Annotated in this window: 18 protein-coding genes; 9 read left to right on the top strand and 9 right to left on the bottom strand. The window is 32.4% G+C overall.

The genetic code is table 11. The features are described from left to right. Positions 1-5: 5 nt before the first annotated feature. Positions 6-674, bottom strand: coding sequence for a succinate dehydrogenase cytochrome b subunit (locus tag F6464_RS07595; protein ID WP_151107213.1), 669 nt, complete (start codon positions 672-674; stop codon positions 6-8). A 372-nt stretch (positions 675-1,046) separates the two neighbouring features. Here F6464_RS07595 and F6464_RS07590 point away from each other — a divergent pair, with 372 nt between their 5' ends. Genes F6464_RS07590 through F6464_RS07580 form a run of 3 tightly spaced genes read left to right on the top strand, consistent with a single transcriptional unit; the run spans position 1,047 to position 4,524 of the window. Further along, positions 1,047-2,408: a hydroxymethylglutaryl-CoA synthase family protein gene (locus tag F6464_RS07590; protein ID WP_151107212.1), complete on the top strand. Its 1,362-nt coding sequence runs from the start codon at positions 1,047-1,049 to the stop codon at positions 2,406-2,408. Positions 2,409-2,434: 26 nt separating this feature from the next. Next, positions 2,435-3,727 (top strand): aminopeptidase P family protein, encoded by a 1,293-nt coding sequence (locus F6464_RS07585; RefSeq protein ID WP_151107211.1) that lies wholly within the window; start codon positions 2,435-2,437, stop codon positions 3,725-3,727. Positions 3,728-3,741: 14 nt separating this feature from the next. After that, complete coding sequence (locus F6464_RS07580; RefSeq protein ID WP_151107210.1) at positions 3,742-4,524, top strand: alpha/beta fold hydrolase; 783 nt, start codon at positions 3,742-3,744, stop codon at positions 4,522-4,524. On the opposite strand, the gene F6464_RS07575 is transcribed toward F6464_RS07580, so the two are convergent. The 4 genes from F6464_RS07575 to F6464_RS07560 form a co-directional block, all read right to left on the bottom strand. Continuing rightward, positions 4,521-7,301: a PD-(D/E)XK nuclease family protein gene (locus tag F6464_RS07575; RefSeq protein WP_151107209.1), complete on the bottom strand. Its 2,781-nt coding sequence runs from the start codon at positions 7,299-7,301 to the stop codon at positions 4,521-4,523. The genes F6464_RS07580 and F6464_RS07575 overlap by 4 nt on opposite strands. A gap of 65 nt (positions 7,302-7,366) precedes the next feature. Beyond that, complete coding sequence (locus F6464_RS07570) at positions 7,367-8,776, bottom strand: OmpA family protein (RefSeq protein ID WP_151107208.1); 1,410 nt, start codon at positions 8,774-8,776, stop codon at positions 7,367-7,369. A 122-nt stretch (positions 8,777-8,898) separates the two neighbouring features. Next, a complete protein-coding gene (gene kbl, locus F6464_RS07565) occupies positions 8,899-10,092 on the bottom strand; it encodes a glycine C-acetyltransferase (protein ID WP_151107207.1) in 1,194 nt (397 codons plus the stop codon). A gap of 75 nt (positions 10,093-10,167) precedes the next feature. After that, complete coding sequence (locus F6464_RS07560) at positions 10,168-13,326, bottom strand: UvrD-helicase domain-containing protein (RefSeq protein ID WP_151107206.1); 3,159 nt, start codon at positions 13,324-13,326, stop codon at positions 10,168-10,170. 166 nt (positions 13,327-13,492) lie between these two features. Between F6464_RS07560 and F6464_RS07555 the strand changes: the two genes are divergently transcribed. Continuing rightward, positions 13,493-14,101 carry a superoxide dismutase gene (locus tag F6464_RS07555; RefSeq protein ID WP_151107205.1) on the top strand — a complete coding sequence of 203 codons (609 nt, stop codon included), beginning with the start codon at positions 13,493-13,495 and terminating at the stop codon, positions 14,099-14,101. A 948-nt stretch (positions 14,102-15,049) separates the two neighbouring features. On the opposite strand, the gene F6464_RS07550 is transcribed toward F6464_RS07555, so the two are convergent. The 4 genes from F6464_RS07550 to purN all read right to left on the bottom strand — a co-directional run bounded on the left by F6464_RS07550 (position 15,050) and on the right by purN (position 19,073). Beyond that, the gene (locus F6464_RS07550) at positions 15,050-16,948 is read right to left on the bottom strand and encodes an amidophosphoribosyltransferase (protein ID WP_151107204.1); all 1,899 of its coding nucleotides are present in this window, start codon (positions 16,946-16,948) and stop codon (positions 15,050-15,052) included. Between the two features lie 64 nt (positions 16,949-17,012). Then, positions 17,013-17,939 (bottom strand): PfkB family carbohydrate kinase, encoded by a 927-nt coding sequence (locus F6464_RS07545; protein WP_151107203.1) that lies wholly within the window; start codon positions 17,937-17,939, stop codon positions 17,013-17,015. 75 nt (positions 17,940-18,014) lie between these two features. After that, positions 18,015-18,494 carry a ribonuclease HI gene (gene rnhA, locus F6464_RS07540; protein WP_151107202.1) on the bottom strand — a complete coding sequence of 160 codons (480 nt, stop codon included), beginning with the start codon at positions 18,492-18,494 and terminating at the stop codon, positions 18,015-18,017. A gap of 9 nt (positions 18,495-18,503) precedes the next feature. Further along, the gene (purN, locus tag F6464_RS07535; protein WP_151107201.1) at positions 18,504-19,073 is read right to left on the bottom strand and encodes a phosphoribosylglycinamide formyltransferase; all 570 of its coding nucleotides are present in this window, start codon (positions 19,071-19,073) and stop codon (positions 18,504-18,506) included. Between the two features lie 164 nt (positions 19,074-19,237). On the opposite strand from purN, the gene F6464_RS07530 reads away from it, so the two are divergent. The 5 genes from F6464_RS07530 to pyk all read left to right on the top strand — a co-directional run bounded on the left by F6464_RS07530 (position 19,238) and on the right by pyk (position 23,683). Next, positions 19,238-19,474 (top strand): acyl carrier protein, encoded by a 237-nt coding sequence (locus F6464_RS07530; protein ID WP_007137004.1) that lies wholly within the window; start codon positions 19,238-19,240, stop codon positions 19,472-19,474. A 179-nt stretch (positions 19,475-19,653) separates the two neighbouring features. Continuing rightward, on the top strand, positions 19,654-20,907 hold the full coding sequence (gene fabF, locus F6464_RS07525) for a beta-ketoacyl-ACP synthase II (protein WP_151107200.1): 1,254 nt from the start codon (positions 19,654-19,656) through the stop codon (positions 20,905-20,907). A gap of 4 nt (positions 20,908-20,911) precedes the next feature. Then, on the top strand, positions 20,912-21,655 hold the full coding sequence (gene rnc / locus F6464_RS07520) for a ribonuclease III (protein WP_191963337.1): 744 nt from the start codon (positions 20,912-20,914) through the stop codon (positions 21,653-21,655). 103 nt (positions 21,656-21,758) lie between these two features. Continuing rightward, positions 21,759-22,247, top strand: a complete 489-nt coding sequence (locus tag F6464_RS07515; protein ID WP_151107199.1) for an IPExxxVDY family protein — start codon at positions 21,759-21,761, stop codon at positions 22,245-22,247. Positions 22,248-22,252: 5 nt separating this feature from the next. Beyond that, the gene (pyk, locus tag F6464_RS07510; protein WP_151107198.1) at positions 22,253-23,683 is read left to right on the top strand and encodes a pyruvate kinase; all 1,431 of its coding nucleotides are present in this window, start codon (positions 22,253-22,255) and stop codon (positions 23,681-23,683) included. Positions 23,684-23,704 lie beyond the last annotated feature (21 nt).

Below are 23,704 nucleotides of genomic sequence, written 5' to 3'. Positions count from 1 at the left end.
GAATATTAAATTTGATTAAAATGATGAAATAATGCAATGAAAATAAAACCAAAAGGAACTATAATTGCGAATGAATATCCCAATTTGTGAAGCGCTTTGGCGTATTTATTATCAAATCCTACTGACTGAAAAGAAGAATTAAAACCATGCCACAAGTGCAATGCCAATAATACAAATGCAACACAATACAATCCTGTGCGAACCGGACTTTCAAATTTGTGAACCAATTCAGGAAAATATCTAGTTTCTTCAATTGCATTTACATCTACATATTTATAAATCATTTCTTGAAACCAGAAATCATACATGTGTAAACCTAAAAATGCCAAAACTACCAATCCGGAAATAATCATATTTCTTGATGCCCATGAAGCATTTGCTGCTCCGTTGTAATTAGTGTATTTAATTGGTCTTGCGCTTCTGTTTTTAAGTTCCAAAACGAAACCCATAACAAAGTGAAAAATAACTCCTGCAACTAAAACAGGTTGCATTACAAACTGAATAACTGGATTATATCCCATAAAATGAGACATGAAGTTAAAAGTATCTGCACTAAAAACAGAAATTAAATTAATAAAAAAATGTAGGGATAAAAATGAAATTAAAAAAAGTCCCGAAAGCGCCATAGCTACTTTTTTAGCTATTGAAGACTTCAGTAATGAGTTATTTGCCATAATGATTGAAGGTTATGTTTAAAAGTGTCACAAAAATAAATTAAAAAGTATTGCACTACAACCTTTTCGCTATTATTTATAACTATTTTAAAGTGTTCTAAATAAAAAAGTTTTAAGTCATTAAAAAACAATCATTAAGCATATTTGTAGCTTAATTTTTATTAAACAAAATTTAAAAAAAACACAATATAGCCTTTATTGATTTTACTAAAATTCAATCAATTACAAATATATATTTGTTGAATAAACAATGTTTATCCTAAATTGATTCAAATTTCACAAAAATGACAAACTCTTTTATTTTCGATATCTAAAATAATTGCATTTCAACTTTGGAGTTTTACCTTTAACGACTAAAAAGTTTTAAGAAAAATGAAAATAGGAATTGATGCTATCACATTTGATGTAGCCAAAATACATTTACCAATAAAAACATTAGCAAACGCCAGAAATATTGAACCCGAAAAACTCGAAAAAGGATTAGGATTACTAAAAATGACTTTGCCTGATTCGCATCAAGACACGGTGGTTTTTGGAGCTAATGCATTGACTAAATTAATTCTCGACAACAAGATTCCATTAGAAGAAATATCAAGAATATATGTTGGAACCGAAAGCGCCATAGATAACTCTAAACCAATTAGTTCTTTTTTAATTGCATTAATGGAACAAAAATTTGGCGAGAATTCACTATCAGAATGTGATGTGGTGGATTTTACTTTTGCCTGTATTGGAGGAGTAGATGCATTACAAAATTGTATCGATTTTATTACTTTAAATCCAACCAAAAAAGCAATCGTAGTAACCACAGATTTTGCCAAATATGACTTAAACTCTACAGGAGAATATACGCAAGGGGCTGGAGCCTTGGCGATGTTAATTACTTCAAAACCAAGAATAATAGCTTTTGAAAATCATTGGGCAACAAGTACCAAAGGTGTTTTTGACTTTTTTAAACCTTATCGAAAAGTTTCGAAAAAAGAAATTACAGGAAATGACACTAACGAACCTTGGCTGGACAATTTAGAAAGCGAGATTGAAATCCACAAAGACCAACCCGTTTTTGATGGACAATATTCTAATCAATGTTACATGGATAGAACGCGAGAAGCATACTTTACGTTCAAAAAAATAAAAAATACTTCTGAAACAGTTTACGAAACTTGGGAGAGTATTGTAATGCATTTGCCGTATGCTTTTCAAGGCCGTAGAATGTTATCTGAAATTTATGCTGTTGATGCAGAAAACTCAATCATTTCTAGAAATGAAACCGCTGAGGAATATCAAAATAAATTAAAAGAAATCAGCAAATCAGAAGCATACAAAAATTTTGTGATTGAAAAATTACAGCCTGCCGAAATTGCTTCCTCTTTAATTGGAAATTTATACACGGGTTCTATTTTCATGGGATTATTATCGACTTTGGCTCATTTTTATGACACTAAAAAAGAAATTACTTCAACTAAATTTGGTTTTTTAGCCTACGGGAGCGGATCTAAATCGAAAGTGTTTGAAGGAACAATTCAATCGGAATGGAAATCGGCATTTGCAAATATAAATCTTTTCGAAACTTTAGAAAAAAGCTTTGAAATTGATTTTGATACCTACGAAAAACTTCATAAAAAAGAACAAAAACAAAGTATTCGAAAACCTAAAAGCGAATGGATTTTAGAACGAATAGAAAATCAAATTCCAAATCTAATTGGTGCGCGTTATTACAAATGGATTGATTAGATTTGTATTCTAATTTATTCGTTAGTATGAAATATCATCAAATTGACCGACATTTATTCATAAAAAATCGCGCCAAATTTACGGTTCAAATGAAGCCGAAAAGTATAGCCGTTTTTAATTCCAACGATATTTATCCCGTGTCTGCTGACAGCACTTTGCCGTTTGCTCAACATCGGGATATTTTTTATTTATCTGGCATAGATCAGGAAGAAAGTATTTTGTTGCTTTTCCCCGATGCCCCATATGAAAATCAACGCGAAATACTTTTCCTAAAAGAAACCAGCGAACATATTGCTATTTGGGAAGGTGAAAAACTAACGAAAGAACGCGCATTCGAAGTTTCGGGAATCAAAACTGTATATTGGTTACAAGATTTCGAGAAAATACTCAACGAATTGATGAGCTATTCCGAAATTATGTACATCAACACCAACGAACATTATCGTGCTTCCGTAAATACTGAAACGCGTGAATCCCGATTTATTAAATGGTGGAAAGACAAATACCCAGCCCATCAGGTGGCAAAAAGCAACCCGATTTTGCAACGTCTTCGTTCTGTTAAAGAAAGTGAAGAATTAGATTTGATTCAAAATGCATGCAACATTACTGAAAAAGGATTTCGCAGACTGCTTTCTTTTGTAAAACCGAATGTAATGGAATACGAAATCGAAGCCGAACTCATTCACGAATTCATTCGCAATCGTTCCAAAGGATTTGCCTACACACCCATTATTGCTTCAGGAAACAATGCTAATGTGTTGCATTATATCGAAAACAACCAACAATGCAAAGCGGGCGACCTAATTTTGCTAGACGTTGCTGCCGAATATGCTAATTATTCCAGCGATTTAACCCGTACAATTCCTGTTTCTGGCCGCTATAACAAAAGACAAAAAGAGGTATATAATGCTGTTCTGCGTGTTAAAAACGAAGCAACTAAAATGCTTACATCTGGAACGTTCTGGAAACAATACCATACGGAAGTGGGCAAAATCATGACTTCTGAATTACTTGGTTTGGGATTAATAGATAAAGCTGATGTGCAAAATGAAAACCCAGATTGGCCAGCCTACAAAAAATATTTCATGCACGGCATCTCGCATCATATGGGATTAGACACACATGATTACGGATTACTACACGAACCCATGCAAGCCGATATGGTTTTTACCGTCGAGCCCGGAATCTATATTCCTGCTGAAGGTTTTGGCATTCGACTAGAAGATAACGTTGTCGTTCAAGCTAGTGGAGCACCTTATAATTTAATGCGAAATATCCCGATTGAAGTTGAGGAAATTGAGAGTTTGATGAACCATTAGAAATCTCTTTTCAAATGAATCAACTCTTTTACAAAAACTCTAAAGTTTCCTATTCCGATACTGGAAAGGGAACCGCTATTGTCTTACTTCACGGTTTCCTAGAAAACCAGACCATGTGGCAGGATTTTATTCCTGAATTCAGCAAAAAATACCGCGTGATTACCATCGATTTATTAGGTCATGGCAAGACAGAATGCTTGGGTTACATTCATTCTATGGAGGATAATGCCGATATGGTTCACGAAGTTTTGCATGAGTTAAAAATACGAAAAGCGGTTTTAGCAGGTCATTCTATGGGTGGCTATGTGGCACTGGCTTTCGCCGAATTGTATCCTGATGCTGTAAAAGGATTGGTTTTACTGAACTCCACTTCTAGAGCTGATAGTGAGGAACGCAAACACAATCGCGACCGAGCTATAAAAGCTGTAAAAAAAGACTACACTTCTTTTGTTCGTCTTTCTGTTGCTAATTTGTTTAGCGAAGACAATAGAGAACGACTTATAGATGAAATAGAAAAAGTAAAAATTGAAGCTTTACAAACTCCTTTACAAGGAATTATAGCATCGCTTGAAGGAATGAAAATAAGGAAAGACCGAGAAGTACTGCTACACTTTGGTCCCTATCCTAAGGTGCTCATATTAGGGGAAAAAGATCCTGTTTTAAATTATGACGAAAATTTAGATCAAATAGAAAACACTCAAGTTCAATTAGTCACTTTTCCAGACGGACACATGAGTCATATTGAAAATCGTCAAGAATTATTACGCGTTTTATTAGGGGTTTTTAAGAAAATTTAAATTATTTTCTCGTTAAAAGGAATACTTACATCTAGAATTTCGGTTAGTAATTTTGCCAATTGTTCTAGATAATCATTCAAAATAGACGATTCTATGACGGAAGTACCTTCTTTGTCCTCTTTAAAAGTAAAAGGTAAAAAACCAGCTTTTAGGTTTTTGAAAGAGATAATACCGACCTCAATAGGTTTGCCGTTGGCTTTTTCTTCAAACATATAAGCATAAGCCAAAACTTGTATGATTTTATCGTTTTTAATGTCATCAGCGAGTCCTTTCCAAGATTTAAGAGTTACGTTGGTTTTCTCAACTTTTCCTGTCTTATAATCAATAATTCGAATGATGCCATTTCGTTCTTCAATACGATCTACATTTCCTTTTATCAAAACTGGAAATGGCAAAGTAGGATGCTGCAAATTGCGCTCAAATGTTTGTTCAAGTGCAATGATTTTAATGGCATCACCTTTCTTGATGCTTTCTAATTCTACTTTCAAGAAATTAGAAATATTCCGTTTTGCCACTTCAAAAGCCAATAAATTACGCCCTTTTTTAATTTCTCCTTCTTTGTAAACCAACTTAAACTGATTTAAAACTTCGGAATCTATTTTCTTAAAGCAATTGAGAATATCTGTTTCCGAAATGAATGTATTGATAAAAGGTTCATATAAAACGCGTAACGCTTCGTGAATAATAGTTCCCAGCGTATTCAAAGCAATATTTTCTTCTACTTCCTCTACTTCTCGAATGCGTAAAATTTTCTGAAAATAAAACTGAATCGGATTTCGGATATAACTTGTCAATGCCGAAGGAGAAAATCCTTGTTCTGCAATTTCTTTTAATCGCAACATTACGCTTTCCGATTTTGGAATAACCATAGGTTGGTATGCTGTTTCGGGTAAAATAGCATTGTAAATCTCATGAGTTAATTTATGATTGGCTTGCTTTTCAACTTCCAATTGAGTAATAAAACGGCTCTTTTCGCCGCCATCTAATCCATCACTTTCAGTATTGTAAAGCAAATAAATGTTTTTAGCACGTTGAAGCAAATGATAGAAATGATACGTATAAATAGCATCTTTCTCTTTGTAAGTCGGCAATCCTAATTCTCTCTTCACATCATACGGAATAAACGAATTCATCGATTTGCCAGCAGGAAATTTCCCTTCATTCATAGAGGTTACAATTACGGTTTCGAAATCTAAAACTCTACTTTCTAAAACCCCCATGATTTGTAAACCATTTAGTGGCTCTCCTTCAAAAGAAACCTCAGCTAGGTCAATTACTTGTTTGTAAATCGCATATAACGTATCTATTTGGTCAATATGTTTGTGTTGCGAATAATAATTAATGAGTTTATTAATGATTTTAAAAATAGCAAAAACAAAAGCTTTTGTAATTTTTTCTTCTTCATTATCATTACTTAAATTCGATTTTATTGTTAACAATAAACTAGAAATCGTTTCGAGAATAGCAATAGACCCTTTCTCCCATTTTTGAAACAATAAATCAAACAAGCCGTTTTGTGTTTCATGAAGTTCTACTACTTTTTTATGCGTAATAAATGTATAATTGTTTTGATTGATAATTTTTACTAATTCATTTGTTTTAGCATACGGTTCTACCAATGGATGTGTCAATATATCCAATACATCTTTATAATAAAACACATAACTCGAAGCGTTTCTTGCTAATGCGTTAGTGTGCATTTTGAATAATTTTGCAATCAAAATCTGTGCTGGATTGTTCTTGCTAGAATATCCCATAGTTATATTTAAAGCTCCTACAGTTGCAGGTAAAGCGTATAAAAGTGGAACTAATAAATTTTCTTCTGCAAGTACAATTGCTACTTTATCTAAAGTGGTATTAGTGCCTAAATTTATGGATTCAGAGGTGATTTTTTCAATAATACTACCTGTAATTTTGGCTTGACCAATTGTTTTAGGTGTACCTATGATTTGTATGTTCTTGGATTTTGAAAAATCATCAACAATCCATTCAAAGGGATTTGATTTATAGTGTTTCCAACTTTCTTTGAATCGACGTAGAAATAAACCCGCATCATGATAAGTATCTTTTAAGAAGGTTTGATCTGCGTCCCAATAAATTGAAGCTTGATTGTTAGCAATTAAATGCTGAATAATTTTTTCCTCGGCGGCATTCAAAGCATTAAAACCTGCAAAAACATATTTTTTTGAAGTTACTGTATTAGAAAAAACACTCAAATTGTTAACCGCCTCTCGATAAATAAGTCCTTGGTAGCCAATTCCTTTTTTTAATAAGTGGTTATAAAGCGATTGGTAATAGTTAGGCAGTAATTTCCAAAAATCGATATAATTTTCAAGTAACTGTGTTTTGTTTTCGACTTCGATTCCCCATTTCTTAATATCTTCAATGTCTTTTAAGTACGATAAAACATGATTTGCATCTAATAAATAACGATCTATTTCATTAAAATCTTGCAATAGCGTTTTAGCCCAATTTGCAAAAAGCTCAAAGGATTGTTGCTGTGCGGTTTTAGTAATATTCAAATAGACTTCATAGAATTCAAATAACAATTCTATAGAATCAATAGTTCTAATCCTAGCAATATCTTGAATAAAATCCTCAACACTTATAATTTCAGGAGAAAATATATTGTTTGAGACTTGCTTTTTTAATGCTTCAATAAGGAATATTTTTGCTCGCTTATTAGGTAAAACAACTATAGTATTTGTTAATTGATTTGAAGAATCATCTGTTAAAGCAGTTGCAATTTTGTCTAGAAAAGAAGAAGAATTTGTCATTTTATAAATATAAAAAAAGCGCCTCAATAAATCGAGGCGCTTTCAATAAATATTTTAAAGAAAAATTATTTTACTAATTTCACTTCTACTCTCCTGTTATCAGCTTTACCTTTAGCAGTTTTATTAGAACTAACAGGCTTGGTTTCACCAAAACCTGCAGATGTCAATCTACTAGCAGAAATTCCGTTCTCAATTAAATAATTTTTAACTGCCGCAGCTCTTTTTTCTGACAATATTTGATTAGTAGCATCTTTACCATCGCTATCAGTATGTCCTTCAATACTAAATTTTGAAGAAGGATATTGTTTCAAGATAGCTGTAATAGATTGTAATACCGCGAAAGTTTCTTGTTTGAAAGTATCTTTACCGCTATTGAATAATATAGTTTTAGCATATGCATTCAATTGACTTACTTGCTCTTCAGAAATTTCAGGACAACCGTTGTTTGCTACAGTTCCTTTAACGTCAATACATTTATCATCTTTGTCTAATACGCCATCTTTATCGGTATCTGGCCATGGGCAACCACCATTAGCAATAGGACCTACAACTTGAGGACATTTATCAGATTTATCAGCAACACCATCCCCATCAGCATCTGGACACCCTTTTAAAGCCTTTGGACCTGCAACTTCTGGACAAGCATCATCTTTATCAGCGATTCCGTCTGCATCAGTATCAGGACAACCTTCAAATTCAGCTAAACCTGCAATTTCAGGACAAGAGTCACTAGCATCTACTATTCCGTCTCCGTCTGTATCAGGACATCCTTTAAATTGTTTTAAACCTGCAACTTCTGGACAAGCATCGTCTTTGTCATAAACACCATCTCCATCAGTATCTTTTCCTCCAAATTTAAATTTTAAACCCGCAAAATGTTGCATGTGTGTTGGTACGTTATCTGGAGCGCCTCTAAATGCTGAATCTTCGAATGAATATTTGTAAGTAGATTGCAGTGTTAAACCAACCATATCAGAAAACCAAAGTGTTAACCCTAAACCTCCATTTACAGTTCCGTAACTAGCATCACCTAACCAAGTATAACCACCCCCAACATGTGCAGAAGGATCAAACCATTTAGATTTTATAGCTTGCATGAAGCTGTAGTTTATAATACCGTCAGCAGCATAGTAACTTAAATCTCCAGGATTTGATACTGGGTAATCTCCTGGAATTGTTGGACGAGGGCTAACGAATTTTGTAATTTTGTTGATAGACCCAGTTACTCCGAAAGAGAAATTTCCGCCTACGTTTTTAGAAACGTTTAAATAAGAAACAGAAGGAAGAATGTTCCAATTGTCTTTTACATTAAAATATTGAGAAAATTGATCCCCAATTTTAGATGCTGCACTAACTCTAGTGTCTACTGCATTTGCTCCAAAAGATATAGCCCAAGGGTTGTTGCTATCTTGAGCCTGAGAGCTCAATCCTATAAACAATACCACAACAGCAAATAATTTGTTAAGATGTTTCATACTTAATTTTTGTTTAGTTTAAACTATTTTTATATAGCAAAAGTAACACGTAATTTCTTAATAACAAAAAAATATGTTAAATAATAATGCTGAAAAATCAATAAAAGACTAAAAACTGTGAATTATATAACTTTTAGTGCTTTTCCTACTTCAATAAATGCCAAAATAGCTTTATCTAAATGATTCTTAGTATGAGCTGCTGAAAGTTGAACTCTTATTCTTGCTTTATCTTTAGGCACAACAGGGAAAAAGAATCCAATTACGTAAATCCCCTTTTTTAAAAGCTCGTTCGCCATAGTTTGAGCCAATTTTGCGTCATAAAGCATTACGGGAACAATTGCAGAATCGCCATGAACAATATCAAATCCGGCTTTTAGCATTCCTTGCTTAAAGTAATTCGTATTCCATTCTAACTGATCTCTTAATTTAGTATCTTTTTCTAATAATTCGAAAACTTTAATTGATGCTCCAACTATTGCAGGTGCTAATGAATTAGAAAATAAATAAGGTCGTGATCGTTGGCGTAACAATTCTATGATTTCTTTTTTAGCTGTTGTATAACCTCCCATCGCTCCTCCAAGTGCTTTTCCTAAAGTTCCTGTTATAATATCGACTCTTCCTATAACACCTTTGGCTTCTAGAGTTCCTTTTCCAGTTGCTCCAATAAACCCCGCAGCGTGACATTCGTCTACCATAACCATTGAATCATATTTATCGGCCAAATCACAAATTTTATCTAATGGAGCTACAACACCATCCATTGAGAAAACTCCATCAGTAACAATAATTTTAAATCTAGAACCAGCTTCTGTTGCTTTTATCAATTGATGCTCTAAATCTTCCATATTGCAATTTTCGTAACGATATCTCGCCGCTTTACACAAACGAACCCCGTCAATTATAGAAGCATGATTTAAACTATCGGAAATTATTGCGTCTTTTTCGTTAAATAAGGGTTCGAAAACTCCTCCATTTGCATCAAACGCAGCAGCATATAAGATTGTATCTTCGGTGCCATAAAAATCAGATATTTTTTTTTCCAATTTTTTATGAATGTCTTGAGTTCCGCAAATAAATCGTACTGATGACATCCCGAAACCATGAGAATCTAAAGCGTCTTTTGCTGCCTGAATAACCTCGGGATGGGAGGATAATCCTAAATAATTATTAGCGCAAAAATTCAACACTTTTTCTCCTGATGCTATTGTAATTTCGGCTCCTTGAGGCGAAGTTATAATTCTCTCTCTTTTAAAAACTCCGTTTTCTTCAATAGCTTGCAACTCTGCTTGAAGAAATTCTTTAATTTTTCCGTACATTGTTAATGAATTTTTTGAGTGTTATTGAATTTAAAAAGCTTATTTTTAAATAATAAAGTAAATAAAAACATAGGTTTAAAAGTTTACTACTTCAATTTGTTCTCCTATATAAACTAAAGCTTTCTTTATAACTTTGTAACCCATTTTTTCTATTGCGTTTTGGTAATTATTTAATTGCAATTGATATTTTGTATCATGCTTACCCGTTTTATAGTCTATTAGAAAAACTTCGTTATCTTTATTTAATACTATTCGGTCAGGTTTAATTGTAGGCCCTTCTTTTTGAATAATTGTTTGTTCATTCATTACTATATTCCCTTCTGAAAAACAATCAAAAAGTTCTGAATGATGTACAATATCTTGAATTGTTTTAAACACCAATTCATTTTGATTAACGGTTATATTTCCATTTTCTATTGATTTTTTGATTGCCAAATCGATATCGAATTTGGTTTTTACTAATGCTAATATTTCATGAATTATATTTCCATATTCAATTGCATCTTGCTGATGAGTGCCCCACATTAATGCTTCTCTTTGGGCAATTTTAATATTTTTGGCATTAAGAACCTCAGCTACCAATGGAATTGTTTTAGAAGTTTCGACATGCTGCTCATTTTTTGACAATCGAATTGGGTTTCCGAATTCGTATTCTAATTTATTTTCTTTAAACTGGTTCTTGTTGATTAAATAATTAATAAAAAAGGCACACATATTATTTTTTGGTACTTCTCCATTTCGGGACAAATTCATACTTGAAATAACATATAATTGTTCTTCCGCACGGGTTAAAGCGACATATAGAACATTAATATTGTCCAGTAATTCTTCCTGTTTCTTCTGATTGTATACTTCAAGCGCTTCTACCCCAAAACCCTCAACCGCTCTACTGTTATCAATTAAGACTTTTTCAAAGCCAAAATCGGCTTCGTTTTTAGTGTTAATCCATAATTTTTGTTTCGGATCTTTAGTATAATCATTTTCGGCAAAAGGAATAATTACCACAGGAAATTCTAACCCTTTAGATTTGTGTATGGTCATAATTCGAACCGCATTAGTTCCTTCTGGTGAAGGAATGCTGAATTTTTCCGAATTCTTATCCCAGTAATTCAAAAAATCTGAAATTCCTGATTGATTACGAATGTCCCGTTCAAGAACTATATCTAAAAAATACTGCACATAAGCATTACTTTTTGTATGATTCAGAAATTTAGAAATGATAATTTCTACCGCTTCGTATAATGACTTTTTACGAATGTTTTGAAAAGACACATTAATAGAGAACTTTTCGAACCAGTTTTCAAATTCAATTTCCTTAATTAACGCCATTCCTTGAGCAATAAAATCATGTACTGGCAATTGATTTTGACTGTTTTGAGCCAAATATTCTAAGAAATACGCTTTGGCTTCGAGATCTAAAGTATTTCTTAGATATTTTAGTACCTGAATAATGAATCGAACTTCGGTTGCATTTTGAATCATCAAGGTTTCTGAAGATAAAAGCGGGATTTTTTGTTCTGTTAAATAATTGGCAATGGCAATTCCTTGACTTCTTTTTCTGGAAAGTATAACAATGTCTTTATATTCAAAACCTTGTTTTAACACTTTTAGAATCGTATTTAATGTTGCTGTAACATACAAATCGGTTTTTTCTAAAACTTCTTCATTTTCACGCTCTTCTTGCTCTTGTATTTCTGGCAGAAAAGAAATATTTACATAACCACCCGTTTTACTATTTGGTTTTTGATGACTATGGTTTTTATATAAATCTTTATAATCTTGATTCTCAAACTCATCGGATAAAAGTTGAAAGAAATCGTTATTAAAGTCAATGATTTTTGAATAACTTCGATAATTTTTATCTAAATGTTGTAGTACTTTTTCGGGATTATTAAACGGATTTTCATTTTTACTCAAAGCTATAAATTGTTCTGCTTTTCCACCGCGCCACCTGTAAATAGATTGCTTTGGGTCGCCAACAATCATTAAAGTTCCTTTTTCACCATCTATTTCGCTTGAAGTTGCGTTGTCGATAAGTGGAATTAAGTTTTGCCATTGCATTTCAGAAGTATCCTGAAACTCATCAATAAAAAAATGACGGTACCGTTCGCCTAATCTTTCATAAATAAAAGGAGCTGGTTGGTTTTGAATTTCATTGTGAATTAAAGCATTAAACTCAGAAATAGACAATATGTTTTGCTCTTTTTGAATTTTGGTTAATTCGTTACTCACGGTATTTAAAAGCGTGAGGGGAGTTATATTTTTAAGAAACGCTTTGTAAAAGTCTCTCTTTTCAAAAGTAATATAAATTTGATTTAGAATTTGTAAAAATTCAGGAATACAATTTTCTATAACAATAAAATCTTTTGCGGTTTTATTGACTGAAATATCTTCAAACTCCCGAAACATTTTGTTTTTAGGATTGAATTTTCCGGCTACAATACTTTGTAAGTGATTGGGAAATGTTCCCCTAGAAAATGATTTTAAATCTATCCCTTTTTTTTCTATTAAAGATAAAACATCGTTTGCTAACACTACGCATTCCGATACTAAAACAAGACAGTTTTTTTCTAACTTATTTTTAATGGTAATAAAATCTTGAATGGATTTATCCTGTAATTGTAATATTTCATTTCTATTGTTTTCATTTAAAACCAATCTTCCAGTTTCTAAAATTTCTCTAGAAATATCCCAACTTTTATCGTCGTCGGTCTTCTCCATCGTAAAATCGATAAGCAGTTTTGTTAAAACCTCATCTTCTCCAGCTTGAGCAATTATGGCGTCGACAGCTTCATTCAAAAGGTTTTCTGTGTCTAGAGTGACTTCAAAAGTCACGGGCAAGTTCAAATCATGAGCAAAAGCACGAATTACTTTATGTGTAAATTTATCAATAGTAGAGATGTCAAATGCGGCATAATTATGAATAATATGCTTAATGATTTTTTGGGCTTTCTCTTTTATTTGTACAACTGAAAGGTTTGTTTCTAGAACTAGATCATGAATCAAATCTAATGCTTTTTGGTTTGGATCTTCTTTAACAAATTCAGATAAACTGCCTACAATTCTGCTTTTCATTTCAAAAACTGCCTTATTGGTAAAGGTTATGGCAAGAATGTTTCTATAAGCATCATTCTGCTTTGCTGTAAGAATTATTTTAAGATATTCCTTCACCAATGCATACGTTTTGCCTGATCCTGCCGATGCATCATATATAGAAAAAGAAGGTCTTTGCATAATTTTGTATATTAAAAGGTTTTGCCTTTTTTAACGATATTAAAACGATATGAATCGCTATTATATGATTAAAATGTTTTTATAAAATTATAACAAGTTAATATTTAAATTCCAAAGTTAATTGTTTAAATTTGATTTTTATTTTAATTATTAAAACTAACTTATTATGGCTTTTGAATTACCAAAATTACCTTATGCCTATGACGCATTAGAACCTTATATTGATGCTCGAACGATGGAGATTCATTACACAAAACATCATAATGCTTACATTACTAATCTTAATGCTGCAATTGCAGGAACAGATATGGAAGGTAAGACTATCGAAAATATTTTAATTAATCTTGATAAAAAAAACACAGCCGTTCGTAACAATGGTGGTGGTTTTTATAATCACAATTTGTATTGGACAGTAATGACTCCTAACGGAGGTGGTCTTCCTACTGGAGATTTACTTGCAGCTATAGAAAGTGCTTTTGATAGCTTTGAAGAATTTAAAGCTAAATTTTCAAAAACAGGTATAACTCAATTTGGTTCAGGATGGGCTTGGCTTTGTGTACACAAAGGAGGTAAGCTTGATATTTGTGGCACCCCAAATCAAGACAATCCATTGATGCCAGAAGTAGGTTGTGGTGGAACTCCAATTCTCGGAATGGATGTTTGGGAGCATGCTTATTATTTACATTATCAGAATAGAAGACCTGATTACATAGAAGCTTTTTTTAATGTAATTAATTGGACTGAAGTATCAAGAAGATATGCCTTAGAAAAATAAATTCATTTTTCATATTTTTCTAAATAGTCATATATACTTATCAAAAAGGGATTGGGCGTTTTGCAAATTGCAAAATACCCAATCCCTTAACTTTTTACATAAAATTTAATGCCACTTCTAATTTAAAAAAACTGACTTCCCTAAAAATAAAAAGGGCGAAATTGCTTTCACCCTTTTTGCCCCAAATCTACCATAAACTTAAACCTACTAAATAAATGGTAGCTCAAATGTAATAACAATAATATAATTTTTAGTATTTTTTTAAAAAATAAATTGGAAATGGATTGAAATAAGTGTGGAATTTAAATGTTTACTGGTTTTTTAAACCTTTTTCAACTTTAAAATTAATAGTTTTGGTTTAAAGACTAGAAAGTTTTCAGGGCAGCCTTCTTTTTTCTGTAGTAAAAATATTTTTTAAAAAGCTAAGATTTAAAGTTTTAACTATTTAAGTTATCAAAAAAAGGTGAAATTTCTTTCACCTTTTTTGCCCCAAATCTACCATAAACTTAACCTACTTACGCAATGGTTTACCAAATATATACTGACAATTTTAACTAAACAAATAAATTAGATGAAGTACATCGAAACCCGATAAAGTGATGAAATTCAAAATTTTATAAAATAAAAAAGGTGAAATTTCTTTCACCCTTTTTGCCCCAAATCTACCATAAACTTAACCTACTTATGCTATGGTTTATCAAATGTATACTGACAATATTAACTTAACAAATAAATTAGATGAAATACACCGAAACTCGATAAAGTGATGAAATTCAAAATTTTATAAAATAAAAAAGGTGAAATTTCTTTCACCCTTTTTGCCCCAAATCTACCATAAACTTAACCTACTTATGCTATGGTTTACCAAATGTATACTGACAATATTAACTTAACAAATAAATTAGATGAAATACACCGAAACTCGATAAAATGCTTAAATCTCGATATTTAGTAGGCTCTTGTGTCTTTTCCTTCATAAAAATTCATAAAAGCACGATTTACAACACGATTTCCTCCTGGAGTTGGATAATCGCCAGTAAAGTACCAATCTCCTAGATTTTTAGGACATGAAATATGTAAATTCTCCACAGTTTGAAAAATAATTTTTACTTCAGCCTTTATTTCAGGAGAACTTAACAAAGTTGCAATTTTATCCGAAACTTCTTGTGGATGGAATGGCGCATAAATTTCCGTAACATAATTTATAACTGCAGTGTCCTTCATGTCTTCTTGCGCTTTGCATTTCAGATACACTTCATCAACAATATGGTATAAATTTCTTTCTTTTAATAACTCTAAAGCCGCCCTAAATGCAATTAAGCCTTCTAGTTTTGCCATGTCTATTCCATAACAATCTGGGTAGCGAATTTGTGGCGCTGATGATACAATCACGATGGTTTTAGGCTTTAGCCTGTCCATCATTTTTATAATACTCATTTTAAGCGTTGTGCCTCTTACAATGCTATCATCGATAATAACTAAATTATCTGTTGGTTTTATAATTCCGTATGTTACATCATATACGTGAGCTACAAGATCATCTCGACTACTATCTTCTGTAATAAACGTTCTTAACTTAGCGTCCTTAATTGCTACTTTTTCAGTTCTAATTTTTACTGCGAGAATTTCTTCCAGTTTTTCCTTAGTTAACGTTTTTCTATTATCAAGAATAAATTTGTTTTTTCGTTGATTTAAAAAATCTTGTGCAGCTTCGACCATCCCGTAAAAAGATGTTTCTGCCGTATTGGGGATATAAGAAAACACTGTATTATCAGTATCATTATCTATAGCTTCTAAAACAGCGGCAAGAATTAATTTTCCTAAGTTTTTTCGTTCTTGATAAATTTCAGCATCGCTTCCTCTTGAAAAATAAATTCTTTCAAACGAACAGGCTTTTTTAATCGTTGGTACTAAAATATTTTCTTCGGTGACTTTTCCGTTTTTTTTAATGATTAATGCATTTCCAGGTTGCAATTCCTGAACTTTCTCAAAATCTACATTAAAAACGGTTTGTATCACTGGTCTTTCAGAAGCAACAACTACAATTTCATCATCTTGATAAAAATAAGTTGGACGAATTCCTGCAGGATCTCTAAAAACAAAAGCATCACCATGACCTAAAAGTCCAGCCATTGCATATCCTCCGTCTAAATTTTTTGAAGCCTTTTTAAGAATTTTTGCAATATCTAATTTCTCGGCAATAATCGGAGAAGCTTCTCTTTTTGTAAATCCATTATTTTTACATTCTAAATACAAATCAGTCACTTCGTCATCAAGAAAATGGCCAATTTTTTCCATCACTGTTACAGTATCTGCCATTTCTTTAGGATGCTGGCCAATTTCAATTAAACTATTAAAAAGTTCTTTTACATTGGTCATATTGAAATTTCCGGCTAAAATCAGGTTTCTATGCATCCAATTGTTCTGACGCAAAAAAGGGTGGACACTTTCAATACTGTTTTTTCCAAAAGTTCCATACCGTACATGACCTAGGAATAACTCACCTATGTAAGGAATGTTTGCTTTTTGAAGTGCTACATTATCTGCAAATTCAGGATGTAAAGCCATCTCTTCGTTAATCCTATCATTGATTTGGGCAAAAACATCTTGAATAGCTTGAGAGTCGTTAGAACGAACTCGGCTAATGTATCGTTCCCCGGGATTAACATCTAATTTTATAGAGGCTAATCCAGCACCATCCTGTCCTCGGTTATGCTGTTTCTCCATGAGGAGATACATTTTTTGTATTCCATAAAAGGCGGAACCATATTTTTCTTTGTAAAATTCTAATGGTTTTTTTAATCGTAAAAGGGCAATCCCACATTCATGTTTAATTGCATCGCTCATTGTAGTTGTTGTTGTGTTGTTAGTAGTTGTGTAAAAAAAATGCCCCGAAAATCGAGGCATAAATTTATGATAATTCTATTTCAAATTGTGTTAAGGCTTTAAATTGTTTCAATCGTTGGCTCACGTCTTCTTTATTCAGTTCCAACATTCTTTCGGTGCCAAATTTCTCAACACAGAAAGAAGCTAAATTAGAACCTTGAATAATAGCCGTTTTCATGGTCTCAAATGAAACATCTCCTTGTTGAGTAATGAATCCTGCAAAGCCTCCTGCGAAAGTATCTCCTGCTCCTGTTGGATCAAAAACATCAGCCAATGGTAATGCTGGAGCAAAGAAAATATGTTCGTCATGGAAAATTAATGCTCCGTGTTCTCCTTTTTTAATCACAACATATTTTGGTCCCAATGTATGAATCTTAGCCGCAGCTTTTACTAGTGAATACTCTCCTGATAATTGACGAGCTTCTTCATCGTTTATTGTAATTACATCAACATTTTTAATTACATCCAATAATTCTGGTAATGCACAATCCATCCAGAAATTCATTGTATCTAATACAACTAATTTTGGTTTTTTCGTCATTTGATTCAAAACTCCAGTTTGCACAATTGGGTGTAAGTTTCCAAGCATTACCACATCTGCATCTTTAAAACTTTCAGGAACAATAGGGTTAAAATCGGCCAATACGTTTAACTCTGTAGCCAAAGTGTCTCTCGAGTTCATATCGTTATGGTAACGACCGCTCCAGAAAAAGGTTTTTCCTCCTTTTACTACTTCAAGTCCAGAAATATCTATGTTTCTTGATGTTAACAAATCTAAATATTCTTGTGGGAAATCATCGCCAACCACTGAAACAATAGCGGATTGCAAATTGAAATGAGAAGCTGATAGTCCTATAAAAGTTCCGGCTCCACCTAAAATTTTATCTGTTTTCCCGAAAGGGGTTTCTATAGCGTCGAAAGCAACGGTTCCAACAATCAATAATTTATTCATTTGATGAGTTTCGAATTAAGGGGCAAAGATAGTTTATAAGTTACAAAGTTGCAAAGGTTGTGAATTGCAAAGTTTTCACAAAAGTTTATCCTCCACTTTTTCATAAAACTCATCTACTGAGAGATTGTTTTGAAAAGAAGCCATAACGGCTAATTCATCACAACGCTCGTTTTGCGGATGATTGTTGTGCCCTTTAATCCACTTAAAGTCGACGTTGTGTTTTCTGTAAATAACTAAGAACCTTTTCCATAAATCAGGATTTTTTTTTCCTGCAAAACCTTTTTTCTCCCAGCCAAAAACCCATTTTTTTTCAACTGAATCGACAACGTATTTAGAATCAGAAATAACCAAAACAGCCGTTTTAAGGTTCTTTAATTTTTCTAAACCAACTATTACCGCCAATAATTCCATTCTATTATTAGTAGTATGCCTAAATCCTTCATAAAATTCTTTTCGATAGGATTTTCCTACCCATTCCAGAACTACACCATAACCACCGTTTCCGGGATTTCCTTTGGCAGCTCCATCTGTATAGATATGTACTTCGTGTTCCAAAATGTAAAGTTAGAAGTTAGAAGTTAGAAGTTTCTCGATAACTTTAGGAAAATACCTTTGCTCTAATTCATGAATTTTTATTGCAATATCATCTGCTGTTGAGCAATCTTGAATAGAAACTTTTTTCTGAAAAATTATTTTACCTTCATCATAATGCTCATTCACATAATGAATAGTTATTCCAGTTTCTTTCTCTTTATTTTCTAATACCGATCTATGAACATTCAATCCATACATTCCTTTTCCGCCGTAATTTGGTAATAAAGCGGGGTGAATGTTTATTATTTTATTTGAAAACGATTGAATTATATTATCTGGAAATTGTAATAAAAAACCAGCAAGCACAATTAAATCAGGTTGAAAATCATTCAGTTTTTGTAAGATTAATTCTGTTTTTAAATCCTCTTTAGAAAAAACAACGGTAGGAACATGATGATTTTTAGCCCTATCTAATACTTTGGCTTTAGGATTATTACAGAAAACTGCAACTACATTTGCCTGACTGCTGTTTTTGAAATGCAGTATTATGTTTTCGGCATTAGTGCCCGATCCAGAAGCAAATAGAACAATTTTTTTCATTTATCACTAAATTAGTTATGTACAAAAAAAAGAATAATAAATAGATTTAAGATGTGTTTGTTAATTTTTTTTTTTAAATTCGTAACTATATTTATTAACTAAACCGTTGTTTTAAGATAAAGTTTTTTATTTTTGCCAACAAATTAAATTTAAAATTAAAGATTATGTCAGACATTGCATCAAGAGTTAAAGCGATTATCGTAGACAAATTAGGCGTTGACGAGAACGAAGTTGTAACAGAAGCAAGCTTCACAAATGATTTAGGAGCAGATTCATTAGACACTGTTGAGCTTATCATGGAGTTCGAAAAAGAATTTGATATTCAAATTCCAGACGACCAAGCAGAAAACATCGCTACTGTTGGTCAAGCTATTTCTTACATCGAAGAAGCTAAAAAATAATAAATTCACACCCGTATACTTATAAGTTTACGGGTGTTTTTTATTTTTACATTTTTAAATCTCTGATTGTATTTCAATCTATAGTATAATTTATTGTAATACCTATGTCTTTTTATGATTTATACATAGAAGAAAGCATAGGTATTATTTTTTAAATTCATAATTTAAAAACAAAACGTATGGAATTAAGACGAGTTGTTGTTACAGGTTTAGGTGCGCTTACTCCTATTGGGAATAACATTCAGGAATATTGGAACGGATTAATAAATGGCGTTAGCGGAGCAGCTCCAATTACCTATTTTGACACCACCCATTTCAAAACTAAATTTGCTTGCGAATTAAAAAATTTCAATGTAGAAGATTTTTTAGATCGTAAGGAAGCTCGGAAAATGGATAGATATGCACAATATGCCATGGTTTCTGCCGAAGAAGCTGTTAACGATGCAAAATTTGATTTCGAAAATTTAGATAAAGACCGTGTTGGAGTAATTTGGGGTTCTGGTATTGGTGGATTAGAAACTTTTCAACAAGAAGTTACTGAATTTACTCTAGGTAATGGTGTTCCTAAATTCAATCCTTTCTTTATTCCGAAAATGATAGCCGACATTGCTGGTGGTCATATTTCTATAAAATATGGTTTTAGAGGACCAAACTTTACAACCGTTTCAGCATGCGCTTCATCAACAAATGCAATGATTGATGCATTCAATTATATTCGTTTGGGTCATGCCGATGTTATTGTAACTGGCGGATCTGAAGCTGCAGTAACTATTGCAGGGATGGGTGGTTTTAATGCCATGCATGCTTTATCAACTAGAAATGACGACCCGAAAACAGCTTCAAGACCAATGGATGCTGAACGTGATGGCTTTATTTTAGGAGAGGGTGCTGGTGCATTAATTCTTGAAGAATATCATCATGCTATTGCACGTGGTGCTAACATATACTGTGAAATTGGAGGTGGTGGAATGTCTGCAGATGCGCATCACATTACAGCTCCTCATCCAGAAGGATTAGGTGCTAAAAATGTGATGATAAATTGTCTAAGAGATGCTGGATTAAAACCTGAAGATGTAGATGGTGTTAATATGCACGGTACTTCAACTCCATTAGGCGATTTGGCGGAAAGTAAAGCTATTTTACATGTTTTTGGGGATCATGCCTATACAATGAACTTGAATTCAACAAAATCAATGACGGGGCATTTGCTAGGCGCTGCGGGAGCTATAGAAACTATTTCTTGTATACTTTCTATAAAATACGGTATTATTCCTCCTACAATTAATCATTTTACAGATGATGTAAATATTGATCCTAAATTAAATTTTACTTTTAATAAAGCACAAAAAAGAGATGTAAAAGTTTTAATGAGTAATACTTTTGGTTTCGGTGGGCACAATGCTTGTGTTCTAGTTAAAAAATTAGATTTATAAAATTTTGAAACGTATCATACAAAAATTATTTAAAAATTCCCGTTCTCTTGAAGACGGGATTTTTTTTAATGAAATTGAAAATATTATAGGTTTTAAGCCTTTACAATTAGAAAATTATAAAAAAGCATTTACACATCGTTCCTTGAATAAATTGGATGAAAAAGGAAATGCCATTAGCTATGAACGTTTGGAGTTTTTAGGAGACGCCATGCTAAGTTCAGTAATTGCAGCGCATCTTTTTAATAAAGTCCCAACAGGTGATGAAGGCTACTTAACTAAAATGCGTTCTAAAATTGTTAGCAGGGAACATTTGAATGAATTAGGACGAGATCTAAAATTAATTCGATTTGTGGAAAGCAAAGTTCCTGTCAATCATTTTGGTGAAAATATTCACGGGAATATTTTTGAGGCTTTAGTAGGTGCCATATACTTAGACCAAGGCTATTCCTATTGTGAGAAATTTATTCAAAAAAGGGTTATAGTGCCCTATGTAGATATTGCTAGACTAGAAGGCAAAGTGATTAGTTACAAGAGTTTACTTATTGAGTGGTGTCAAAAAGAAAAAAAATCGTTTCATTATGATGTTTTTGAAGACAACGGCATTAGTGGGGAAAGGTTATATGGTGTAAAATTAAGTATTGATAGCAAAGTTATCGCAAAATCTAGGGCCTCTTCCAAAAAGAAGGCAGAAGAAATTGCATCAAGAAGAGCCTATTTTGCATTTCAAGAAAAAATTGACATGAAATAATCTTAAATCAATAAAACTATATCGTTTTCGTTGCTAAGTTCTTTTTTTTGTTGTTTATTCTTATTTAAATTATACTACATTTACGGGATATTTTTTAATAAAAATGGCTGTACTCAAGTTACATCTTGATGAGTTTGATGAAATAGATTATGAACTAATCGCCATACATTCCGTTTTGGAAGATTATCGATTAGCCTATTTTCTCAATCAGAAATTGCCCATTGTTTTAAGTAAAAGCAATGAAGATATTAGTGTAACAGTTAAAGAAGGGGAAACTTTTTTTTTGAAATTTATTTATGATGATTTAAAAAATGACATTCATTGGAGTTTAATACCGAATAGAAACGAAATTGTTATAAAAAAGAAAAGTATAGGGCAAAATTTATTTTTGAATACCGATGTAGAAATTGCCACAAAAGTATATTTGCTTCCTGAACTAAAAAGAGTAGATTATTTTTTGAAAATAAAAAACAACAAAGGTGTTTTTGATCTAGAACAAATAATTAAAACAATCAATACAATTGATAGAATTGCGACAGTATATGCTGTAATTCCTGAGAAAATAAAATCAAAAAACAATTTAATTTTTTAAAACAAATGTCGACAAACAAAAAAACGAAAATTGTAGCCACACTTGGCCCTGCGTGCAGTACCCGAGAAATCATTAAAAAAATGATAGATGCTGGTGTAAATGTTTTTAGAGTAAACTTTTCGCATGCTGATTACGAGGATGTAAAAGCGAAAATTAAAATAATTAGAGGTCTTAATGAAGAATTTGGTTATACAACTGCAATTTTGGGTGACTTACAAGGGCCAAAACTTCGTGTAGGAGTTATGGAAGATGGTGTTGTAGTAAATGACGGTGATTTAATCAATTTTACTACTGCTGAAGACATCATTGGAACAGCAAAAAAAGTCTTCATGAAATATAAAAACTTTCCTAACGATGTAAATCCTGGCGAAAGAATATTATTAGATGATGGAAAACTTATTTTTGAAATAGTCGAAACCGATAAAAAAACCGAAGTTATTGCCAAGGTAATTCAGGGTGGGGAATTAAAATCTAAAAAAGGGGTTAACCTTCCTAATACAAAAATATCATTACCCGCAATGACTGAAAAAGATATTGCAGATGCCATTTTTGCGATAGAACAAAATGTAGATTGGATAGCGCTTTCGTTTGTAAAAACACCCCGAGATTTGCAAGACCTACAAGAATTAATTGCAAAGCATTCCGAATATAAAATTCCAATTGTTGCAAAAATAGAAATGCCAGAAGCATTAGAAAACATTGATAGAATTGTAGCCTATTGTGACGCATTAATGGTTGCTCGTGGAGACTTAGGCGTTGAACTTCCTGCTCACGAAGTACCTTTAGTACAAAAAGAATTGATAAGACGTGCAAAAACTGCTCGTATTCCTGTAATTGTTGCCACTCAAATGATGGAGACTATGATTACAAGTTTAACTCCAACAAGAGCAGAAGTAAATGACGTTGCAAACTCTGTAATGGATGGAGCTGATGCGGTTATGCTTTCTGGAGAAACTGCAACTGGTAATTATCCGGTTCAGGTTATTGAAAAAATGACTCAAATTATCGAAGCAGTTGAAGATTCTCCGCTTATACAAGTGCCACAAAACACACCACAAGTAAGAACCAATAGATTTATTACCAAAACTATTTGCCATCATGCTGCAACTATGGCTAATGTGATAAAAGCTAAAGCAATTTGTACTTTAACTAATAGTGGTTATACGGCTTTTCAAATTTCGGCTTGGAGACCATCCGCTCATATTTTAGTATTTACCTCTAATAAAAGAATTTTAACACAACTTAATTTACTGTGGGGAGTAAAATCATTTTATTACGCAAAAAATGTTAGTACTGATGATACTGTTACTGACGTAAATGAAATTGCAAGACAAAAAGGATTCGTAAAAAAAGGCGATTTTCTTATTAATTTAGCAGCAATGCCAATTACTGATAAAGGAATGGTAAATACATTAAGAGTATCTGAAATAGAATAATTTCTAAAAACCAATATATAA

Origin of the sequence: Flavobacterium luteum (genome assembly GCF_008806775.1) — a bacterium.
GTDB classification, from domain to species: domain Bacteria; phylum Bacteroidota; class Bacteroidia; order Flavobacteriales; family Flavobacteriaceae; genus Flavobacterium; species Flavobacterium luteum.
This window is presented reverse-complemented; position numbering and strand designations above follow the sequence as displayed.

Excerpts from the sequence above, each read along its gene's own strand:
- F6464_RS07595 (WP_151107213.1), bottom strand. The coding sequence starts at position 674 with ATGGCAAATAACTCATTACTGAAGTCTTCAATAGCTAAAAAAGTAGCT.
- F6464_RS07590 (WP_151107212.1), top strand. The coding sequence starts at position 1,047 with ATGAAAATAGGAATTGATGCTATCACATTTGATGTAGCCAAAATACAT.
- F6464_RS07585 (WP_151107211.1), top strand. The coding sequence starts at position 2,435 with ATGAAATATCATCAAATTGACCGACATTTATTCATAAAAAATCGCGCC.
- F6464_RS07580 (WP_151107210.1), top strand. The coding sequence starts at position 3,742 with ATGAATCAACTCTTTTACAAAAACTCTAAAGTTTCCTATTCCGATACT.
- F6464_RS07575 (WP_151107209.1), bottom strand. The coding sequence starts at position 7,301 with ATGACAAATTCTTCTTCTTTTCTAGACAAAATTGCAACTGCTTTAACA.
- F6464_RS07570 (WP_151107208.1), bottom strand. The coding sequence starts at position 8,776 with ATGAAACATCTTAACAAATTATTTGCTGTTGTGGTATTGTTTATAGGA.
- kbl (WP_151107207.1), bottom strand. The coding sequence starts at position 10,092 with ATGTACGGAAAAATTAAAGAATTTCTTCAAGCAGAGTTGCAAGCTATT.
- F6464_RS07560 (WP_151107206.1), bottom strand. The coding sequence starts at position 13,326 with ATGCAAAGACCTTCTTTTTCTATATATGATGCATCGGCAGGATCAGGC.
- F6464_RS07555 (WP_151107205.1), top strand. The coding sequence starts at position 13,493 with ATGGCTTTTGAATTACCAAAATTACCTTATGCCTATGACGCATTAGAA.
- F6464_RS07550 (WP_151107204.1), bottom strand. The coding sequence starts at position 16,948 with ATGAGCGATGCAATTAAACATGAATGTGGGATTGCCCTTTTACGATTA.
- F6464_RS07545 (WP_151107203.1), bottom strand. The coding sequence starts at position 17,939 with ATGAATAAATTATTGATTGTTGGAACCGTTGCTTTCGACGCTATAGAA.
- purN (WP_151107201.1), bottom strand. The coding sequence starts at position 19,073 with ATGAAAAAAATTGTTCTATTTGCTTCTGGATCGGGCACTAATGCCGAA.
- F6464_RS07530 (WP_007137004.1), top strand. The coding sequence starts at position 19,238 with ATGTCAGACATTGCATCAAGAGTTAAAGCGATTATCGTAGACAAATTA.
- fabF (WP_151107200.1), top strand. The coding sequence starts at position 19,654 with ATGGAATTAAGACGAGTTGTTGTTACAGGTTTAGGTGCGCTTACTCCT.
- F6464_RS07515 (WP_151107199.1), top strand. The coding sequence starts at position 21,759 with ATGGCTGTACTCAAGTTACATCTTGATGAGTTTGATGAAATAGATTAT.
- pyk (WP_151107198.1), top strand. The coding sequence starts at position 22,253 with ATGTCGACAAACAAAAAAACGAAAATTGTAGCCACACTTGGCCCTGCG.